The organism is uncultured Actinobacillus sp. (assembly GCF_945915845.1).
Taxonomy (GTDB): Bacteria; Pseudomonadota; Gammaproteobacteria; order Enterobacterales; family Pasteurellaceae; genus Exercitatus.
This window is the reverse complement of sequence record NZ_CAMEFX010000001.1, coordinates 168,162-183,766: the sequence shown is the minus strand read 5'-3', so window position 1 is coordinate 183,766 and position 15,605 is coordinate 168,162. Positions and strand designations below refer to the sequence as shown.

The 15,605-nt window shown below is 40.2% G+C and carries 16 protein-coding genes; 7 read left to right on the top strand and 9 right to left on the bottom strand.

Annotated elements, in window-relative coordinates:
- Positions 1-35: 35 nt before the first annotated feature.
- From leuS to purM, 8 genes are all read right to left on the bottom strand, one after another.
- Complete coding sequence (leuS, locus tag Q0O89_RS00915) at positions 36-2,618, bottom strand: leucine--tRNA ligase (protein ID WP_293729931.1); 2,583 nt, start codon at positions 2,616-2,618, stop codon at positions 36-38.
- 115 nt (positions 2,619-2,733) lie between these two features.
- Positions 2,734-3,351, bottom strand: a complete 618-nt coding sequence (locus Q0O89_RS00910) for an HI_0552 family protein (protein WP_293729930.1) — start codon at positions 3,349-3,351, stop codon at positions 2,734-2,736.
- Positions 3,348-4,175 carry a bis(5'-nucleosyl)-tetraphosphatase (symmetrical) ApaH gene (gene apaH, locus Q0O89_RS00905; protein ID WP_293729929.1) on the bottom strand — a complete coding sequence of 276 codons (828 nt, stop codon included), beginning with the start codon at positions 4,173-4,175 and terminating at the stop codon, positions 3,348-3,350. Before apaH ends, Q0O89_RS00910 begins: the two co-directional genes overlap by 4 nt.
- Positions 4,176-4,177: 2 nt before the next feature.
- Positions 4,178-5,044, bottom strand: a complete 867-nt coding sequence (rsmA, locus tag Q0O89_RS00900; protein WP_293729928.1) for a 16S rRNA (adenine(1518)-N(6)/adenine(1519)-N(6))-dimethyltransferase RsmA — start codon at positions 5,042-5,044, stop codon at positions 4,178-4,180.
- A gap of 47 nt (positions 5,045-5,091) precedes the next feature.
- The gene (locus Q0O89_RS00895; RefSeq protein ID WP_293729927.1) at positions 5,092-6,039 is read right to left on the bottom strand and encodes a peptidylprolyl isomerase; all 948 of its coding nucleotides are present in this window, start codon (positions 6,037-6,039) and stop codon (positions 5,092-5,094) included.
- A gap of 75 nt (positions 6,040-6,114) precedes the next feature.
- On the bottom strand, positions 6,115-6,654 hold the full coding sequence (pyrR, locus tag Q0O89_RS00890) for a bifunctional pyr operon transcriptional regulator/uracil phosphoribosyltransferase PyrR (protein ID WP_293729926.1): 540 nt from the start codon (positions 6,652-6,654) through the stop codon (positions 6,115-6,117).
- A gap of 83 nt (positions 6,655-6,737) precedes the next feature.
- Complete coding sequence (gene purN, locus Q0O89_RS00885) at positions 6,738-7,376, bottom strand: phosphoribosylglycinamide formyltransferase (protein WP_293729925.1); 639 nt, start codon at positions 7,374-7,376, stop codon at positions 6,738-6,740.
- Between the two features lie 55 nt (positions 7,377-7,431).
- Positions 7,432-8,469 carry a phosphoribosylformylglycinamidine cyclo-ligase gene (purM, locus tag Q0O89_RS00880; RefSeq protein WP_293729924.1) on the bottom strand — a complete coding sequence of 346 codons (1,038 nt, stop codon included), beginning with the start codon at positions 8,467-8,469 and terminating at the stop codon, positions 7,432-7,434.
- A gap of 672 nt (positions 8,470-9,141) precedes the next feature.
- Here purM and rppH point away from each other — a divergent pair.
- From rppH to tadA, 5 genes are all read left to right on the top strand, one after another.
- On the top strand, positions 9,142-9,738 hold the full coding sequence (gene rppH / locus Q0O89_RS00875) for an RNA pyrophosphohydrolase (protein WP_293729923.1): 597 nt from the start codon (positions 9,142-9,144) through the stop codon (positions 9,736-9,738).
- The gene (locus tag Q0O89_RS00870) at positions 9,735-10,526 is read left to right on the top strand and encodes a sulfite exporter TauE/SafE family protein (protein WP_293729922.1); all 792 of its coding nucleotides are present in this window, start codon (positions 9,735-9,737) and stop codon (positions 10,524-10,526) included. The genes rppH and Q0O89_RS00870 overlap by 4 nt, the downstream gene beginning before the upstream one ends.
- A 7-nt stretch (positions 10,527-10,533) precedes the next feature.
- The gene (gene lgt / locus Q0O89_RS00865; RefSeq protein ID WP_293729921.1) at positions 10,534-11,361 is read left to right on the top strand and encodes a prolipoprotein diacylglyceryl transferase; all 828 of its coding nucleotides are present in this window, start codon (positions 10,534-10,536) and stop codon (positions 11,359-11,361) included.
- Positions 11,362-11,371: 10 nt separating this feature from the next.
- Entirely contained in the window at positions 11,372-12,223 is an 852-nt protein-coding gene (locus Q0O89_RS00860; protein ID WP_293729920.1) for a thymidylate synthase, read from the top strand.
- A gap of 170 nt (positions 12,224-12,393) precedes the next feature.
- Positions 12,394-12,912, top strand: coding sequence for a tRNA adenosine(34) deaminase TadA (tadA, locus tag Q0O89_RS00855; RefSeq protein ID WP_293729919.1), 519 nt, complete (start codon positions 12,394-12,396; stop codon positions 12,910-12,912).
- Positions 12,913-12,948: 36 nt separating this feature from the next.
- Here tadA and Q0O89_RS00850 read toward each other — a convergent pair whose 3' ends face one another.
- Positions 12,949-13,542: a YajG family lipoprotein gene (locus tag Q0O89_RS00850; protein WP_293729918.1), complete on the bottom strand. Its 594-nt coding sequence runs from the start codon at positions 13,540-13,542 to the stop codon at positions 12,949-12,951.
- A 103-nt stretch (positions 13,543-13,645) separates the two neighbouring features.
- Between Q0O89_RS00850 and Q0O89_RS00845 the strand changes: the two genes are divergently transcribed.
- Entirely contained in the window at positions 13,646-13,957 is a 312-nt protein-coding gene (locus Q0O89_RS00845) for a BolA/IbaG family iron-sulfur metabolism protein (RefSeq protein WP_293729917.1), read from the top strand.
- A 296-nt stretch (positions 13,958-14,253) separates the two neighbouring features.
- The gene (locus Q0O89_RS00840; RefSeq protein WP_293729916.1) at positions 14,254-15,603 is read left to right on the top strand and encodes a Na(+)-translocating NADH-quinone reductase subunit A; all 1,350 of its coding nucleotides are present in this window, start codon (positions 14,254-14,256) and stop codon (positions 15,601-15,603) included.
- Positions 15,604-15,605: the final 2 nt, after the last annotated feature.

The window sequence follows — 15,605 nt, the reverse complement described above, 5'->3', positions numbered from 1 at the left end:
TGGGTTTTCACCCACCTTATTTGTTAACAAGTCAATTACTTCGCCACAAAACTAAATAATTTACCCGGTACATAGATGGTTTTCACAATATTCAAACCATCTAGGAATTTTTGTACGTTGTCATCTTGTAATGCCACTTCTTTGATTTGTTCTTCGCTGAAGTCTGCCGGTACAGTGACTTTACCACGTACTTTTCCGTTAACTTGTACCACAACCAATTTTTCATCTTCAACCATCGCAGTTTCATCTGCAACTACCCAAGGGGCGAAGTCAATGTTGTCTTGGTTGCCTAATTCTTTCCATAATTGGAAACAGATGTGTGGCGTAATTGGGTAAAGCATTCGTACTACCGCACTTAATGCTTCCGCCATCACCGCGCGATCTTGCTCATCCGCAAGCGGTGCGCGTGTGAGTTTGTTCATTAACTCCATAATCGCGGCAATTGCGGTGTTGAAAGTTTGGCGGCGACCAATATCATCAGATACTTTGGCAATAGTTTTGTGTACATCGCGACGTAAGGCTTTTTGTGTGCCTGAAAGTGCGGTCGGATTTAAGGCAATTTGTGCCGGATTTTTATTGTATTCAAACACCAAATTCCACAAGCGACCTAAGAAACGTTTTGCCCCTTCTACGCCTGATTCTTGCCATTCTAAGGTCATTTCCGCAGGCGATGCGAACATCATAAATAAGCGAACCGTATCTGCACCGTATTTTTCTACCATTTCTTGTGGGTCGATACCGTTGTTTTTCGATTTCGACATTTTGGTCATACCGCTATGTACTAATTCGTGACCTTCGTCATCGGTGGCTTTGATGATACGACCTTTTTCATCACGCTCAAGGGTCACTTTCGTTGGGCTCACCCAAATTCGCTCATTGGTCGGGCTGGTGTAATAGAAAGCGTCCGCTAACACCATACCTTGACATAACAATTTATTCGCCGGTTCATCGGATTTAACCAAACCCGCATCACGTAATAATTTGTGGAAGAAACGGAAGTAGAGCAAGTGCATGGTTGCGTGTTCGATACCACCGATATATTGATCCACCGGTAACCAATAGTTGGCTTCTTCTGGATCTAGCATGCCGTCATGGAATTGTGGGCAAGTATAGCGCGCGTAATACCAAGAAGATTCCATAAAGGTATCAAAGGTATCCGTTTCTTTTAATGCAGGTTGTCCGTTGTAAGTGGTTTTCGCCCAGTTTGGATCCGCTTTAATTGGGCTTTGAACACCATCCATTACCACATCTTCAGGCAAAATTACCGGCAAATCTTCTAATGGCGTTGGCACCACGTCGCCATTTTCAAGGGTAAGCATTGGAATTGGCGCGCCCCAATAGCGTTGACGTGAAACACCCCAATCGCGTAAGCGGAAGTTTACTTGGCGTTTACCGCAACCCATGGCTTCTAATTTATCGGCAATGCCATTAAATGCGGCATCAAAATCTAAACCGTTAAATTCCTCAGAGTGAATTAATTGACCATGTTCAGTGAATGCGGCTTTGTTCAAATCAATTTCTTCGCCATTAATCGGCGCAATGACTTGTTTAATAGGTAAACCGTATTTGGTCGCAAATTCAAAGTCACGTTGATCGTGCGCCGGTACTGCCATCACTGCGCCCGTACCGTAGTGCATTAATACAAAGTTTGCTACCCAAATTGGCACTGGTTGACCTGTAATCGGGTGAATGACATTCAAACCGGTTGCCATCCCTTTTTTCTCAAGGGTTGCCAAATCTGCTTCAGCCACTTTTGTGCCTTTGCATTCACGGATAAATGCCGCTAATTCAGGATTATTTTTCGCCGCACTTTCCGCTAATGGGTGACCAGCGGCAACAGCAATATAACTTACGCCGTAGAAAGTATCAGGGCGAGTGGTATAAACCGATACAGTTTCATCGGAATTTTCAATTTTAAAGGTAATTTCCACCCCTTCAGAACGACCGATCCAGTTACGTTGCATGGTTTTTACCATGTCCGGCCATTCAGGTAGATTGTCTAGCCCGCCTAAAAGTTGATCTGCATAATCGGTAATTTTAATAAACCATTGTGGGATTTCTTTTTGCTCCACAGGGGTATCACAACGCCAGCAGCAGCCTTCATGAACTTGCTCATTAGCCAGTACAGTTTCATCATTCGGACACCAGTTTACCGTCGAGGTTTTTTTGTAAACCAAACCTTTTTTGTACAACTCGGTAAAGAACCATTGTTCCCATTTGTAGTATTCCGGACGGCAAGTGGCAATTTCACGATCCCAGTCATAGCCTAGGCCCAACATTTTGAGCTGACCTTTCATATACTCAATATTTTCATAGGTCCATTTGGCCGGTGCGGTTTTATTTTTTACCGCCGCGCCTTCTGCTGGCAAGCCAAATGCATCCCAACCGATGGGTTGTAATACATTTTTACCATTCATACGTTGATAGCGAGAAACCACATCGCCAATGGTGTAGTTACGCACGTGTCCCATGTGTAGGCGACCTGATGGATAAGGGAACATGGAAAGGCAATAATATTTTTCTTTGCTCGGATCTTTTACTGCTTTAAAGGTTTTGTTGTCTGCCCAATATTTTTGCACTTCACTTTCAATCAAATCGGGACGATATTGTTCTTGCATAGTTTTACCTTAAAATAATGAAATTTATGACCGCACTTTGGGTCAAATTTAGGTTTGGAAAATGCCGTATAGGATAGCGGAAAAACGTCTAAATTAAAAGATAAACAGCCCCTAATTATTGGTGGCATTTCTCATATAAGGGTAATAAATTACGAATAGATTCTGTGATAAATTCGACAGGGTTTATTCTGTCTAACGCCGATTTTTCTATATTACGTCCGATACACCAAAAATCTTCATCTGAACGTAAAAGCCAGTCTTGCTCAACTAATTGTTTCACTTGACGAAAATCATCATATTCACTTTCATCACCGCGCCAAATTTCCCACTCAGCAAATTGGTTCTTATCCAAATTATCTAGCCATTGATTATATTGTTGCAGATTAATTTGTGATCGATCAGCACGATAACAATGCCAATCTAAACAAACTTGCAAGCGACGACGGTTTAGTAACACCGATAAAATAGCCGCCGAATTTTGGTTAAATTCGTATTTAAAATACGCAAAGAAATGCGCTCTTACTTGCCAACCATTGGTCCAGCTTTCGATGTGAGGTTTGGCAAAAGGCGCGCCTAGTTGCTGTGACACTTGCAAAATACAAGTTTTCCATTCATTCCATTCGCGCTTGTAGTCCGCTTTAATTTGGGGAATTTGCTCAGGGCAGAATTTTTTCATCTGCGCAAACTGGAAGAAGGGAATATTAAAAAGTTCACAGGTTTGCGCTGAAATCATAAAAAATCTCCAACATTTTGGACCGCACTTTGGCTAAAAATTTGTTTATCTTCCCAACGTAGCAAGGTCAGGCGATTACCCCAAGCACAGCCTGTATCAAGCGCGTAAATATTGCTTGGCGTTGGGCAATCTACCAGGCTTGCCCAATGTCCAAACAGAATATTTTCCTGTTGAAAAATAGGATTGTCACATGCAAACCAAGGTTTGAGTTCCGCAGGGGCTTGGCTGATAGGGGCTTTGCATTCAAAATCAAGGCGATGATCGGCATAACAAAAGCGCATTCGGGTGAATACGTTAATGCTATAACGCAAGCGGTCAATGCCCTGTAAATCCGGTGACCAACGATCAGGCCGGCTGTCGTACATTTGGCTGAGTAGATATTTGATATCGCCATATTGCAACACCGCTTCCACTTCTTTAGCGCAAGATTGTGCAGTGGCAATATCCCAATCAGGGGAAATGCCCGCATGAGAAAGACTAAAGCCTAATTGCTCGTGATGCACAAATAAAGGCTGAAAACGTAGCCAATCAATGAGTTCAGCAAAATCCTTAGCGGCAAAAAGTGTGGTCAAATTATCGCGTGGTTTGACTTTCTTAATCCCATAGGCACAAGACAGTAAATGCAAATCGTGATTGCCGAGTACCGTTTGTGCCTGATTGCCTAAGGATTTAACAAAGCGCAAACATTCTAAGGATTTCTCGCCACGCGCGATGAGATCGCCGGTTAAATACAAAAAATCATCAGAATTAAACCGCACTTTTTCGAGCAATAATTGCAATTCATCAAAGCAACCGTGCAGATCGCCCACAAAATAGGTGGCCATAATTATTCTACGTATTCAAAAATATCGTCTTTATTTACATCAGCAGGTGGATTATCACACAGCCAGTTTGCCAAACGCACATAATCCGCAATGGTGAGATTTTCCGCTCGTGCGTTTAAATCAATCTCAAGTGCGGTGAGATTTTCCGCAGAAAATAGCGTTGATAGCGCATTGCGCAAGGTTTTACGGCGTTGGTTAAAGGCTTGACTTGTTACGCGATTAAGCCAATACAGATCTTTAACAGGGTAAGGTAAAGTGTTGTGTGGAATTAAACGTACCACTGCAGAATCCACTTTGGGCGCAGGTTTAAAGGCAGTAGGCGGAACTTCCAATACCGGCATCACTTGGCAAAAATATTGCGTCATAATGGTTAAACGACCGTAAGCCTTGCTGTTTGGGGCGGCACAAAGGCGTTTTACCACTTCTTTTTGCAACATAAAGTGCATATCTTGAATTTTGTCGTGGAATTTCAACAAATGAAAAATAAGTGGGGTAGAAATGTTGTAAGGTAAATTACCAAATACGCGTAATTTTTGCCCTTGCTCCGCCAGTTTCGCCTCATCATAAAGTTTGCCAAAATCGAACTGCATGGCGTCCGTTTCAATCACATTGAGTTTTTGATGTAAGAATGGGTGATGACGCAAACGTTCCGCCAGATCGCGGTCAAGTTCCACAACCGTTAAGCGATCCACTTGCTCACCCACCGGTTCGGTTAATGCACCTAAACCGGGGCCGATTTCCACTAAAAATTGCCCTTTTTGTGGATAGATGGCGGCAACAATGCCTTGAATCACATTGTCGTCATGTAAAAAGTTTTGCCCGAAGCGTTTACGGGCGGTATGGCCTAAATGGCGTTTTGAATTACTCATTGATTGGGTTCCAAAATAAAGAGTGGGCGATGTCGCCCACTGATAAATTAGTTTGTTAAAATTTGAATATTGGCACCTTTACGTAGGGCCTTGATCCAGTCTTTAGATTCTTCTTGAAGTTGTTCGTTAACCAATTTTTCGTAAGCTTTTTGCTGATAAGCACTTTCGGTGACATCACCTTGACGAGTATCAGTTACTTCTAAAATATGCCAACCGAACTCAGTTTTAAATGGTGCGGAAATCACGCCCGGTTTTGTTGTTTTAACCATTTGAGCAAATTCAGGTGCATAAACTTCAGGAAAGGCAAAACCTAAATCACCGCCATTGGCACCGGAAAGGTAATCTTTTGAATAATTCTTGGCCGCTTCCGCAAAAGTTGTTTTACCAGCCAGAATATCGGCGCGAACTTGCGTTAATAGTGATTTGGCCTGCGCGTCATTTAACAGCGGATTAAGCTTAATTAAAATATGACGTACTTTATATTGCGTTGCTGTAATTGCTTTTTCGTTGCCGCTATTTTTTGCCTGTTCCAACATTTGTTTGCTCAGTGCTTCTACTTGCTCTCGAGTCACATTAATGTTTTTACCGATACTACGATTACGTACTTCAGACATTAAAATTTGGTTGGCAATATTTTCTCTAAATTGTGAAAGACTGATACCTTGATAATCTAACGCATCTAATAACTGACCATAAGTTAAGCCATTCTGTGCGGCAATATTTTGTACAATTTGATCCACTTGTGCAGGGTTAACTTTAACACCCGACTCTTGAATCGCTTTTTGCACTAACATATCATCAATAATGCCATCTAAGGCAGCAAGGCGATTGGCTTCGGTATTCGCACGTTTCCCTAACGCACGTTGCACTTGGCTTTCTAAAATTGGATTTCCATCCACGGTAGCAACCACTTTTTCAATCGCTTGAGCATTACCAATAAAGGCAATAAATCCTATGACGATCAATAGCCTATTTTTTAATTGTTTTAATTTCATTTTTTATCCATCTCTACTTAAAATTTGTACTGATTAGAACAGGTTAGTCAAAAAAAGTTCCCTTTGTTATCAGTGTCATCGAGAAATTAATGCGACTTCATAACAACTGTCAAATTTCATTGTGCGTACTTGCACTTTTTCAGCGCGACTAGTGGGAACATTTTTGCCTACATAATCTGCGCGAATAGGCAATTCACGATGACCGCGATCAACAAAAATCACGAGTTCAACTTTTGATGCTCGTCCAAAATCCACAAGTGCATCTAAGGCAGCACGAATAGTTCTACCTGTAAATAACACATCATCCACTAAGATAACCGTTTTACCTTGTACGCTAATATATTCACTCGAACCTTTGTAAACGGGTGATTGATTACTTGGCTCTACGTATTCTAAATCATCGCGATAAAAGGTAATATCTAAATCAATGGAGGGTAGATTTTTCCCTGTAAGCTCGCCGATTTTTCGTTTAATCAGTTCCGCAATTTCAGCCCCACGGCGTTTGATGCCAACGATGATCAAATTATCTAGATTTTCGTGTTTTTCAATAATTTCGTGGGAGATGCGCGAAATAGTTCGTATAAATTGGTCTTCATCAATGATGATTTTTTCCATAAAAATCCATCCCTAATAATTTGAAATAAATTTTGCCTTACTATAACAAAATTTTCACGGAATTTAACCGCACTTTATAAAATTTATTCGTTGGCGTAGCCATTTTCAGGCAGTAATTTACCGTCTAAATAGGCTTTACCTGCTTTTTCTTTTAGGCGTTCGCTGATAAACCATTTTACGACTAAGGGATAAATCTGAATTTCTTGTGCTTTTACACGTTCTTCAATATCGGCGACTTCATCTTCAGGAAAAATAGGCACTTTAGCTTGCAAGATAATGGCACCGCTATCTAATTCGGGGGTAACAAAATGCACGGTTGTGCCATGTTCAGTCTCTCCGGCTTCAAGTGCTTGCTGATAGGTATGTAGCCCTTTGTATTTGGGGAGTAGTGATGGATGAATATTTAAAATTTTACCGGCAAATTGCAAGGTGAATTCATCACTTAAAATTTTCATATAACCGGCTAACACCACCAGATCCGCTTCCACTTGTTCAATATGTTTAGCGATAGCACGATCCATTTCAAGGTTATCAGAAAAGTTTTTTCGCTCAAAAACTGCGGTAGGAATATTGGCATTTTTTGCACGAGTTAAGCCATAAGCATCCGCTTTGTTACTAATCACAGAAACAATTTCACCTTGGATTTCACCCGATTGGCAAGCATTAATAATGGCTTGCAAATTTGTTCCTGTACCGGAAATTAAAACAACAATTTTTTTCATAGTATAAACTCAAAAGCCCAATACAATGATTGGGCTTCATTTAGGAAGAAAGTGATTAACGAATAATAACCTGTTTTTCGCCTTCTACTAATGGTTCAATTTGACCAATTAACCAGGCATTTTCACCAGCCGCACGTAACACATTTAAGGCTTTTTCCACATCTGCTTGTGGCAGTGCGATAACCATACCAACACCACAGTTAAAGGTGCGATACATTTCATAGGTTTCAATGTTGCCTTTCTCTTGTAACCATTTGAATACCGGTTGCCATTCCCAACTTTTTTCATTGATAACGGCTTTCACATTTTCAGGTAACACGCGTGGAATATTTTCCCAAAAACCGCCGCCAGTTAAGTGGGCAATGGCGTGAACATCAACATTTTCAATGAGTTCTAATACGGATTTAACGTAAATTTTTGTTGGTGCTAATACTTGATCTGCAAGTGGTTGACCGGCTAATTGTTCTGTTGCCGGATTCACGCCGGCTACATCAATGACTTTACGAATTAATGAGTAACCATTTGAGTGAGGTCCACTTGAACCTAAAGCGATTAACGCATCACCGGCAACGACTTTTGAACCATCTAAAATTTTTGATTTTTCAACGACACCCACGCAGAAACCTGCTAAGTCATAGTCACCTTCGTGATACATTCCGGGCATTTCAGCGGTTTCACCACCCACTAAGGCACAACCTGATTGAACACAACCTTCCGCAATACCTTTAACCACGTCAGATGCGACATCAACGTCTAATTTACCCGTTGCATAGTAATCTAAAAAGAATAAAGGTTCCGCTCCCTGTACTACTAAGTCATTGACGCACATCGCCACTAAATCAATACCAATAGTGTCATGTTTTTTCAAATCAATGGCTAAACGTAATTTAGTGCCTACACCATCTGTACCGGAAACCAGTACAGGTTCTTTATATTTAGTTGGTAAAGCACACAGCGCACCAAAACCACCTAAGCCACCAATCACCTCAGGGCGAGTAGTGCGTTTTACATGGGGTTTAATGCGTTCAACTAATTCGTTACCAGCATTGATATCTACGCCAGCGTCTTTGTAACTTAATGATGCTTTGCTCACAGTTGCGTTTCCTTTTGAGTTCAAAAATTGGCGCTATTATACAGAGTTACGTAATCGTTTGCGATACTTTTTAGTTAGGATTTTTCTTTTTTAATGAATAGGTAAATTAAGACTTAAGCGGTTAAAAAATATACTCTCGTTGGCTCGCGTTATAGGGAGAAAAAGAAGAATCGTTACATTTGTTTTTAATTTATTGATTTTTATAATAAAAGATATTTCTTCTTTCCGATAGGGGAGGCGGTTATTAAAGATTATTGCGTATTCAACCACAATTTTATCCACATAAAAGTAGAATAATTCACAGAAGAATGGATAATTGAGTGGTTTTAGGTGTATTTCTGTGGATAAGTGGGTCTAATTGGTTTTCTTTTGCACAATAAAACAGATTGAAAAGTGCGGTTTATTTTAGGTGTGATTTTTGTGTCCTTATTTCATTTTATTTTCTATCCACAGTGAATTATACCAGGGCTCGTCTGTGTTGTATAAAAATCTATTCCTTTTCATTCTTTATTTATTTTCAGCCTATACACAGAGTTATCCACAAATTGAATGATTTCTTTAAAATCTGACCGCACTTTTCCCCTTAGAATATCGTACAGTATTGGCGAAAATTTCATGATGTGCCATAATTCCACGCTAGATCTAAACAAAATATTTTTAAGGTGAAGGATAGTGATCGATTTCGATGGCTACCGTCCTAATGTTGGCATTGTCATTTGCAATCAGAAAAGACAAGTGCTGTGGGCAAAAAGGTACGGACAAAATTCTTGGCAATTTCCACAAGGCGGTATTAACGAGGGTGAAACACCTGAGCAAGCAATGTATCGCGAGCTATTTGAAGAAGTGGGATTGACCAAAAAGGATGTAAAAATCCTTTATGCTTCAAAACAATGGCTTCGTTATAAATTACCAAAACGTTTATTGCGCTATGATAGCAAGCCGATGTGCATTGGACAGAAACAGCGTTGGTTTTTACTACAACTAACTTGTGATGTGAAAGATATTAATATGAACAGAACAGCCTCACCTGAGTTTGATGGTTGGCGTTGGGTGAGTTTTTGGTATCCTGTGCGTCAAGTGGTCTCTTTCAAGCGAGATGTGTATCGCCGAGCCATGAAAGAATTCGCGCAGTTTTTATTTGATCCACAGCGTAGTGAAAATCTATTAAATTCTTCAAATGAAGAATCTGGTGTAGCCAAAAAAACACCTTATTATCATAAATATCAAACGCAAAAAAATAAGCATAAAAAAGGGAAGAAACATCGATGATCACAGTATTTTTTATTTGCTTGCTGGTAGGTTGTGCGGTTGGTGTGTTAGCTGGATTATTCGGCATTGGCGGCGGCTTGGTTATCGTGCCTACCTTGGTTTATTTATTACCTATGGTAGGGGTGCCTGAGCACGCATTAATGTCGGTTGCACTGGGTTCTTCTTTTGCCACTATCATTATTACAGGCGGTGCTTCTGCTTATAATCACTATAAAGTAGGGAATATTGATTGGTCATCGCTTCGTTTGTTTGCACCGGTCATGATGATGGCGACCTATATGGCGAGTTTTTTTGTGAGCTATTTGCCCAAAGATGTGGCAAGTCGTATTTTTGCGGCGATGGTGGTGTATTTGGCGATAAAGATGATTCTGTCCGTAAAAATGACGGCTGGAAATAAACCTTTAACGGATAAAAGTGCTTTAATTGGCGGTAGCTTGATTGGTATTGCATCAAGCTTTGCGGGCATTGGTGGCGGTGGTTTTATTGTGCCATTTCTCAATGCACGCGGTTATGAAATGAAAAAGGCCATTGGGTCTTCTTCTTTTTGTGGCATGTTGCTCGCTTTTTCAGGTTGTTTAAGTTATATGGTGAGCGGTTGGGATAATACTGAGTTGCCCGATTGGTCGGTGGGGTTTGTGTACTTACCTGCCGTTTTAGGTATTACGTCAACTTCGGTATTTACGACAAAGTTTGGTGTAATGTTGGCTTCGCGTTTGCCTGTTGCAAAACTTAAAAAAGCCTTTGCTGTATTTTTGTTATTGATGGCTTGTAAAATGATTTTAAGTTAGGAAAGTTATGACAGATTTTATTCATTTACCTTATATTGATCCTATTGTTTTTAGTCTCGGACCAATTAGTTTACATTGGTATGGCGTCATGTATCTTTTGGGTTTTTTCTTTGCTGATTGGTTAGGAAAAAAGCGGATACAAAAATCCAATGGTGTATGGACGGAGGCGCAATTTGATAGTTTGCTTTACGCTAGTTTCGCCGGGGTGATTTTAGGCGGACGTATTGGCGATGTCTTTTTCTATAATTTTGATCGCTTCCTATCGGATCCGTTTTATTTATTCCGTATTTGGGAAGGGGGAATGTCTTTCCATGGTGGTCTAATCGGCGTGATTGTGGCGATGTTTTTGACATCCATCCGTCAAAAACGGAGTTTTTGGCAAACCTCAGATTTAATTGCCCCTCTAGTACCTGTAGGCTTAGGTTTAGGGCGTTTAGGCAACTTTATTAATAATGAACTCTGGGGGCGACCGGTGGAAAATTTAGATGCGGTTCCTTGGGCAATGTTCCCTTATGGTTACAACGGAGCTGTACCGTTGCACCCTTCTCAGCTTTATGAAATGTTACTTGAAGGTGTGGCATTATTCATTATTTTAAATTGGTTTATTCGTAAGCCTCGTCCGTTGGCCGCTGTATCAGGTTTATTTTTAGTTGGCTATGGTGTATTTCGTTTCTTAGTGGAATATGTACGTGAAATTGATCATGGTGTGAATACAGCAGAAGATTTGATTACACGAGGTCAAATGCTGTCATTACCAATGATTATCGGCGGTATTGCGATTATGGTTTGGGCTTATTCTCGTACAACTACAATTCAAAGTGCGGATAAAAAATAAGGAGTTTTGAATGCGTCAATATTTAGATCTATGTCAACGCATTGTGGATGAAGGTGTTTGGATTGAAAATGAACGAACCGGGAAACGCTGTTTAACGGTAATCAATGCAGACTTGGAATACGATGTTGCCAATAATCAATTCCCAATTATTACCACGCGTAAAAGCTATTGGAAAGCCGCCATTGCTGAATTTTTGGGGTATATTCGTGGCTATGATAATGCGGCAGATTTCCGCAAATTAGGTACTAAAACTTGGGATGCCAATGCCAATGAAAATTTAGCTTGGTTAAATAACCCTGCTCGTAAAGGTACTGATGATATGGGCCGTGTTTATGGTGTGCAAGGTCGGGCATGGCGTAAGCCGAATGGTGAAACGGTGGATCAGTTACGTAAAATTGTGAATGATTTAAGTAAAGGTATTGATGACCGTGGTGAAATATTAACTTTTCTAAACCCAGGGGAGTTTGATTTGGGGTGTTTGCGCCCTTGTATGTACAGCCACACTTTTTCTTTATTAGGGGATACTCTTTATTTAACTAGCTATCAACGATCTTGTGATGTCCCTTTAGGTTTGAATTTTAATCAAATTCAGGTCTTTACCTTTTTGGCACTTATGGCGCAAATTACAGGTAAGAAAGCCGGGACGGCGTATCATAAAATTGTTAATGCGCATATTTATGAAGACCAATTAGCATTAATGCGTGATGTGCAGCTAAAACGCGAGCCGTTTCCATCACCAAAACTAGAAATTAACCCTGATATCAAAACATTGGAAGATTTGGAAACTTGGGTGACGCTGGATGATTTTAATGTCGTGGGATATGAATGTCACGAGGGGATTAAATATCCATTTTCAGTTTAGAGTTACAATAGTGACGGTATTATGTAGCCGTGGCACAAGACGGTCGTTGAGCTTGCCGAAACGTCAGTCTTGTGCAGTAAACGCTGAAATATATTCCTGTGTAACCAAACTATCAATACCATTCTGATAAAACAACTTTCTTAACCAGACATTTTTCAGCAATATCACTTATGACCGAAGAAAGCATGATTATCCAACAACAATTAGATGAACACTTTATGAATTATGCCTTAACACTGGCGGATAAGGCCCAATCCTTAGGGGAAATTCCTGTTGGTGCGGTATTAGTGGATGAGGATCATCAGATTATTGGTGAAGGGTGGAATTTATCTATTATTAATCATGACCCCACGGCGCACGCAGAGATTGTGGCATTGCGTCATGGCGCACAGCATATTGAAAATTATCGTCTGTTAAATTGTACGCTTTATGTGACTTTAGAACCTTGCACGATGTGTGCAGGGGCTATTTTGCATAGTCGAATTAAACGCTTAGTATTTGGTGCTTATGATTATAAAACGGGCGCAGTGGGATCGCGTTTTCATTTTTTTGATGACTACAAAATGAATCATTTTTTAGACATTACAGGGGGCGTTTTAGCGGAAAAGTGCGGTCAGAAATTAAGTGATTTTTTCAAAATGCGCCGAGAGCAGAAAAAACTTGAAAAGCGTGAAAAAGAAAATGCCTAATATGGCATTAGGCATTTCAGAAAGTCATGTTTAGACTTAGTTCGCATATTGATTGATTGCATTGGCGATTTCTTGATCTTGATAAATGGCATTAATCACATCACTCAAGTTTTGATCTAATACTTTTTTGATTTCATCATTGTTCGCATTAAATGCGCCTTGTTGTGAGCGCGTCGCGCCTAAATTTTTGGTAAAGTTGCCTTGTGCCCCTTGAACGTGGACTTCTAGCTGGATTTTCGAGTTGATTTCATAGCGTAAGTTGCCTTGTGATACTTTGGCAAAGAAATCTTTTACGATGACTGTAACTTGGGTATTTGCACCGTTTGTCGCTAAACGGAAGCCTTTAGCATTGAGGTTTTGCAACATCACTTGTTGGAATAGCTGTTCCACTGAGGGTTGAGCCTGTAATTTTTGAATTTGTCCGTCTCTAACAAAACTTGATACTTCAGGTTGCATGCGACCATCTTGGGTTGCTACGGACACGATAGCACGTTGGTTATTCGCATTAAACATTGCGGTGACGGTCGGTGCCGGCGGGTTAAACACAAGTGTATTGCTTTGAGTTGCACATGCAGTAAGTAATGTTGCGCTAACAATAAGTGAGGCAAGAGAGAATTTTTTTATTTTCATAGAGGATCCTTTAATTTAATGATTAACGTTGCTCTATTCTTGCAAAGTTCGACAATAATGTATAGCCTTTGAGTTCAATTTATCACTTCATTTAAGGTATTTTATGAATAAACAAACCTATTTAACGGAGAAATTATCTGTCGCATTTCAACCGCACTTTTTATCGGTGGAAAATGAAAGTCATCTGCATAGTTCAGATCGTGGTGGTGAGAGCCATTTTAAGGTGACTATTGTGAGCGATGAATTTATTAATGTTCGTCCTGTGGCTCGTCATCAAAAAATTTATCAATGCTTACAAGATGATATTCAAGCAGGTATTCATGCTTTAGCCTTACATACTTTTACAAAAGAAGAATGGGAACGCTTGGGACAAGAGATTCCGCTTTCAACCCATTGTATGGGAATCGGGCATTAGTCAATTTAAGGAAATACAAATCCCGGCTAATTTAAGTGTAAAAATTTTGTGAAAAGTCTGCATTTAAAGTAGCAGGGGGGGCGTATTTTGGGTAGAATAGGGCGTTTAATTTTGTCTTTGAAGTTTGTGAGCGCGCGATAGTTGTGTGTAACTTATTCAAAAGAATGGCAAAATCTCCGAATTTGAGTTTTTATTTTTATGATCTTTAGCGATCATTACTCAATGTGCGGTCATTTTTTTATTCGTTTTATAGAAAAATGGCTTAATTTTAAACCTAACGAAAAGTAGTGCAAACAATGATTACGATTAAAAAAGGCTTGGATCTTCCGATTAACGGAAAACCAGAACAAGTAATCCGTGACGGCAATGCCGTGACTGAAGTTGCTATGCTTGGCGAAGAGTATGTGGGCATGCGTCCTTCAATGAAAGTTCGTGAAGGCGATGTAGTGAAAAAAGGTCAAGTTCTTTTTGAAGACAAAAAGAATCCGGGCGTAGTTTTCACCGCACCTGCAAGCGGTACTGTAACAGCGATTAATCGCGGTGCTAAGCGTGTATTACAATCTGTGGTGATTCGTGTTGAAGGTAACGAACAAGTGACTTTCGATAAATACGATGTTGCTGCATTGAGCCAATTAACAAGCGAACAAGTGCGTAAAAACTTGCAAACATCAGGTTTGTGGACCGCACTTCGTACGCGTCCTTTCAGCAAAGTCCCTGCTGTGGATGCTATTCCTTCTTCAATTTTCGTTAATGCGATGGATACCAATCCATTAGCGGCAGATCCTGAAGTGATCTTAAAAGAATTTGAAGCAGATTTTAAAGCCGGTTTAACTGTTTTAGTACGCTTAGTGGAAGGTCAAAAAACGGTTTATCTGTGTAAAGATGCAGACAGCAATATTCCTTTAAGCCCCGCAATTGAAGGTATCAGCATTCAATCCTTTAATGGCCCTCATCCGGCTGGTTTAGTGGGTACGCATATTCACTTTATTGACCCGGTTGGTCTTACCAAACAAGTGTGGCACTTAAATTATCAAGACGTAATTGCGATTGGTAAATTATTTACAACCGGTGAATTATTTACAGACCGTATTGTGTCATTAGCAGGTCCACAAGTGAAAAATCCACGCTTAGTGCGTACTCAGCTTGGTGCCAAACTGTCACAATTAACCGCAAATGAATTAAATGCCGGTGAAAACCGTGTTATTTCAGGTTCTGTTCTTCATGGCGCAAAAGCAGAAGGTGCGCATGATTACTTGGGTCGCTATGCGTTACAAGTTTCTGTTATTGAAGAAAATACAACGAAAGAATTCATGGGGTGGATTTCACCACAAGCAAATAAATTCTCTATTACGCGTACAGTTTTAGGGCATTTCAGCAAGAAATTATTTAATTTCACAACGGCTGAAAACGGTGGTCACCGTGCGATGGTGCCAATTGGTAGCTATGAGCGCGTAATGCCATTAGATATTCTTCCATCTTTATTACTGCGTGATTTAGAAGTCGGTGATACTGATTCTGCACAAAATTTAGGTGCGTTGGAATTAGATGAAGAAGATTTAGCGCTTTGTACTTTTGTGGACCCAGGTAAAACTGATTATGGTTCATTCTTACGTCAAGCGTTAGACAAGATTGAGAAGGAAGGTTAAAA

What these genes read in the sequence shown, in the direction of transcription:
- leuS (WP_293729931.1), bottom strand. Translation starts at nt 2,618, where the DNA reads ATGCAAGAACAATATCGTCCCGATTTGATTGAAAGTGAAGTGCAAAAA.
- Q0O89_RS00910 (WP_293729930.1), bottom strand. Translation starts at nt 3,351, where the DNA reads ATGATTTCAGCGCAAACCTGTGAACTTTTTAATATTCCCTTCTTCCAG.
- apaH (WP_293729929.1), bottom strand. Translation starts at nt 4,175, where the DNA reads ATGGCCACCTATTTTGTGGGCGATCTGCACGGTTGCTTTGATGAATTG.
- rsmA (WP_293729928.1), bottom strand. Translation starts at nt 5,044, where the DNA reads ATGAGTAATTCAAAACGCCATTTAGGCCATACCGCCCGTAAACGCTTC.
- Q0O89_RS00895 (WP_293729927.1), bottom strand. Translation starts at nt 6,039, where the DNA reads ATGAAATTAAAACAATTAAAAAATAGGCTATTGATCGTCATAGGATTT.
- pyrR (WP_293729926.1), bottom strand. Translation starts at nt 6,654, where the DNA reads ATGGAAAAAATCATCATTGATGAAGACCAATTTATACGAACTATTTCG.
- purN (WP_293729925.1), bottom strand. Translation starts at nt 7,376, where the DNA reads ATGAAAAAAATTGTTGTTTTAATTTCCGGTACAGGAACAAATTTGCAA.
- Q0O89_RS00870 (WP_293729922.1), top strand. Translation starts at nt 9,735, where the DNA reads ATGATCACAGTATTTTTTATTTGCTTGCTGGTAGGTTGTGCGGTTGGT.
- lgt (WP_293729921.1), top strand. Translation starts at nt 10,534, where the DNA reads ATGACAGATTTTATTCATTTACCTTATATTGATCCTATTGTTTTTAGT.
- Q0O89_RS00860 (WP_293729920.1), top strand. Translation starts at nt 11,372, where the DNA reads ATGCGTCAATATTTAGATCTATGTCAACGCATTGTGGATGAAGGTGTT.
- tadA (WP_293729919.1), top strand. Translation starts at nt 12,394, where the DNA reads ATGACCGAAGAAAGCATGATTATCCAACAACAATTAGATGAACACTTT.
- Q0O89_RS00850 (WP_293729918.1), bottom strand. Translation starts at nt 13,542, where the DNA reads ATGAAAATAAAAAAATTCTCTCTTGCCTCACTTATTGTTAGCGCAACA.
- Q0O89_RS00845 (WP_293729917.1), top strand. Translation starts at nt 13,646, where the DNA reads ATGAATAAACAAACCTATTTAACGGAGAAATTATCTGTCGCATTTCAA.
- Q0O89_RS00840 (WP_293729916.1), top strand. Translation starts at nt 14,254, where the DNA reads ATGATTACGATTAAAAAAGGCTTGGATCTTCCGATTAACGGAAAACCA.